The following is a 711-nucleotide window of genomic DNA, read 5'->3' on the forward strand; positions in this document are numbered from 1 at the left end:
GGGGTAATCTGCTCTCCTGATTCAGGAGAGCTTATGGTCACTTTTGAGACAGTTATGGAAATTAAAATCCTGCACAAGCAGGGAATGAGTAGCCGGGCGATTGCCAGAGAACTGGGGCTCTCCCGCAATACCGTTAAACGTTATTTGCAGGCAAAATCTGAGCCGCCAAAATATACGCCGCGACCTGCTGTTGCTTCACTCCTGGATGAATACCGGGATTATATTCGTCAACGCATCGCCGATGCTCATCCTTACAAAATCCCGGCAACGGTAATCGCTCGCGAGATCAGAGACCAGGGATATCGTGGCGGAATGACCATTCTCAGGGCATTCATTCGTTCTCTCTCGGTTCCTCAGGAGCAGGAGCCTGCCGTTCGGTTCGAAACTGAACCCGGACGACAGATGCAGGTTGACTGGGGCACTATGCGTAATGGTCGCTCACCGCTTCACGTGTTCGTTGCTGTTCCCGGATACAGCCGAATGTTGTACATCGAATTCACTGACAATATGCGTTATGACACGCTGGAGACCTGCCATCGTAATGCGTTCCGCTTCTTTGGTGGTGTGCCGCGCGAAGTGTTGTATGACAATATGAAAACTGTGGTTCTGCAACGTGACGCATATCAGACCGGTCAGCACCGGTTCCATCCTTCGCTGTGGCAGTTCGGCAAGGAGATGGGCTTCTCTCCCCGACTGTGTCGCCCCTTCAGG

Annotated in this window: 1 protein-coding gene; it reads left to right on the forward strand. The window is 52.5% G+C overall.

Annotation, left to right across the window (positions count from 1 at the left end; all coding sequences use genetic code 11):
* Positions 1 to 33 precede the first annotated feature (33 nt).
* Positions 34 to 711: IS21-like element IS100 family transposase (gene istA, locus ACUU1M_RS20430; protein WP_050901549.1), on the forward strand; the 678-nt coding region annotated here is incomplete at its 3' end.

This window comes from Shigella sp. SIG6 (assembly GCF_053555815.1).